The sequence below is a fragment of the Chloroflexota bacterium genome (assembly GCA_016875535.1).
Lineage (GTDB): Bacteria > Chloroflexota > Dehalococcoidia > SHYB01 > SHYB01 > VGPF01.
Genome location: VGPF01000080.1, coordinates 1 through 2,815 on the forward strand (window position 1 = coordinate 1; position 2,815 = coordinate 2,815).

The following is a 2,815-nucleotide window of genomic DNA, read 5'->3' on the forward strand; positions in this document are numbered from 1 at the left end:
AGGCCTACTGATGGATTTCGCCCCAGCGGCATCGTATCGCGAAGTTCCCGATCCCTACTACGGAGGTCACGAAGGCTTCGAGCTGGTGCTTGACCTGGTGGAGGAGGGCGCCGAGGGCCTGCTGGACCAGTTACGCCAGGAGTTGGGGCACTGACACGCAGGCTGGCGCTCTCCGGTGCTAGCCTGGCTGCAGTGTGTGAGGGGCTTCTGACTCTTACCCCCTTTCCCCCGGGAGAGGGGCTGGGGTGAGGGAAAGCGGGTGTAGAAAGGATGCATCAAGTCTCCCTCACTCTCGGTCCCTCTCCCGAAGGGAGAGGGAAGCACTGCGGTGCGCCGCGAGGGTCGAGACCTTTGCTGATTTTCAGTGCAGTGACGTGCTGGAGGAGGAGTCCTTACTGGCTGTCTCGATCTGCACCATTTCCACAGGCGCCGAGGGTGTTTCAGCAGTTCGCTGCCGGCGCGGGCGTCTCGGAGTCTGCTCGGGTACATAGACCTCCTCGATTTGCGACTTGGCCCCTGCGGCGGTTTCCACCATCATCAAACCTGGCGGCAATTCGACCTTTGCCGGGGCAACCGGGGCAGGGCGAGGTTCACGTACCACGGGGGCTTCTACCGGTTGAGCCACCTCGGACTGGACTTCCGCGACGGCCTGGCGGACGGGCTCTGCAAGCTGCGTTTCGATCTCGCGAACGGGTACGCTTACGGGCTCTGGGTGTGAGGGGGCATCCTGCATCGAAACAGGTTCCGCCCTCTGCATGGGTTCATGCCCTGTGCTGGAATCGACCGAGTCCATGGCAATGGCGTCCTGCTGACCGTCCTGGCCTTCAGCCGCGACTTGATTTTCCCCGCGCCCGCCACGATCGCGACGTCCGCGACGGCGACGGCCGCCGCGGGTTTCTCCGTCCTCGCCCTCACGCGGACGCTGCTGCATAGGTGCATCGCCAGTTCCTTGAACGCCGTTGGACTCAACGTGCGCCCGCTCGGTTTGACGGTCGGGACGATCCGCGCGCTCCGCACGTTCCGGGCGCTCAGGCCGCTCTCCTCTATCGGGACGCTCGGCGCGCTCCGGGCGCTCGCCACGTTCAGGGCGATCACCGCGCTCGTGTCGCGCACCGCGGCCGCCTTCGGGGCGGTCGCCACGCTGCCGCTCGGGCCGAGCGGAACGATCCGGTCGTTCGTCACGCCCCGGGCGCTCGGAGCGCTCACCGCGCTCTTTCCTATCATCACGGTCGCGAGCTTCGGCGCGCTCCGGCCGCTCGCCGCGCTGCGGCCGTTCCCCGCGACCAGGGCGCTCGCTGGCCCCCTCTGCACCGCGTTCAGGCCGGCCACGATGGCGACGCGACTCCTGCCGTTCTTCGCGATTGGGTCGGCGTTGTGCCTCCCTAGGTTTGGCGACGGGCTCAGGTTTGGCCGCTTCCGCCGGCTTGCCTTTCAGCCAGCCGAAGATCTTCGACAAAATGGAAGGCTCCTTGGCGGGTACCGCTGGCACTGCGATGGGCGTCGGCGCCGGTTGTTCTGGCGTGATGCCCTGCACGGCTGCCTGGGGCTTTGGCGTTTTGGCGTCAGCGTTGCCGGCAGCTTCAACCTCTTCCCGGGTCGGCTGTTCCATCATCTTGTAAGACGCTGGCAGGGGCTCCATGCCGTTTAACTCGTCGTGCCGCAAGCGGGTGATGTTGTAGTTGGGGGTCTCGAGATGAATATTGGGAATCAGCACCACCGCCACTTTGAGTCGCTGCTCGATGGCGTGAAACTCGGCGCGTTTCTCATTCAGCAGGTAGGTGGCGACATCAACCGGCACCTGGGCGCGTACGGAGGCGGCGTTTTCCTTCATGGCCTCTTCCTGCAGGATGCGCAGAATATGCAGGGCAGAGGATTCGATGCTACGGATGTGTCCGATGCCGTTGCAGCGTGGGCAGGCGATATGGCTGGTTTCACCCAGTGAGGTCTGCAAGCGCTGGCGCGACAACTCCATCAGTCCGAAGCGGGAGATCTTGCCCATCTGCACGCGGGCACGGTCGTAGTGCAGAGCGTCGCGCAGGCGATTTTCCACGTCGCGCTGATTGCGGGCATTCTCCATATCGATGAAATCGATCACCACCAGACCGCCCAGATCGCGCAATCGCAGTTGCCGCGCCAACTCGTCACATGCTTCGAGGTTGGTATTAAAGGCCGTCTGCTCGATGTCGTGGCCGCTTGTTGCACGCGCGGAGTTGACGTCGACGGACACCAAAGCCTCGGTATGATCGATGACGATAGCGCCCCCCGAGGGCAGCGCCACGGTGCTGGCGTAGGCGGTCTCGATCTGGTGTTCGATCTGGAAGCGCGAGAACAGCGGCACGTCATCGCGATAGAGTTTCACGCGGGAGACGTTGGCGGGCATGACGTGGCTCATGAACTGCCGCGCCTGCTCGTAGATGCTCTCGGTGTCGATCAGCAGTTCGCCAATGTCCTGCTGGAAGTAGTCACGGATCGCACGGATTACCAGGCTGCTTTCCTGATAAATCAAGCGGTCGCCGTTGGCGTTGGGCAGTCCCTTGGCGGCGTTTTCGATCGCGCCCCAGAGCTGCATCAGGCAGCTCAGATCCCAGGTCAGTTCTTCTAGTGAGCGTCCGAGCCCGGCTGTGCGGCCGATGATGCTGGCGCCGTGGGGCACCTCGAGTTGGGCGATGAGGTCCTTCAGCTCATTGCGCTCTTTACCTTCCACGCGTCGCGATACGCCGCCGCCGCGGGGATTGTTGGGCATGAGCACCAGGTACCGGCCCGCCAGCGATACAAAGGTGGTGAGGGCGGCGCCCTTGTTGCCACGTTCGTCCTT

General features: G+C 64.0%; 2 protein-coding genes. One reads left to right on the forward strand and one right to left on the reverse strand.

What is annotated here, in order from left to right:
- On the forward strand, positions 1–154 hold a 154-nt coding region (locus tag FJ039_12580; GenBank protein ID MBM4406982.1), incomplete at its 5' end, for a low molecular weight phosphotyrosine protein phosphatase.
- 207 nt (positions 155–361) lie between these two features.
- Here FJ039_12580 and FJ039_12585 read toward each other — a convergent pair.
- Positions 362–2,815, reverse strand: a 2,454-nt coding sequence (locus FJ039_12585; protein MBM4406983.1) for an Rne/Rng family ribonuclease, incomplete at its 5' end; no start/stop codon positions are given.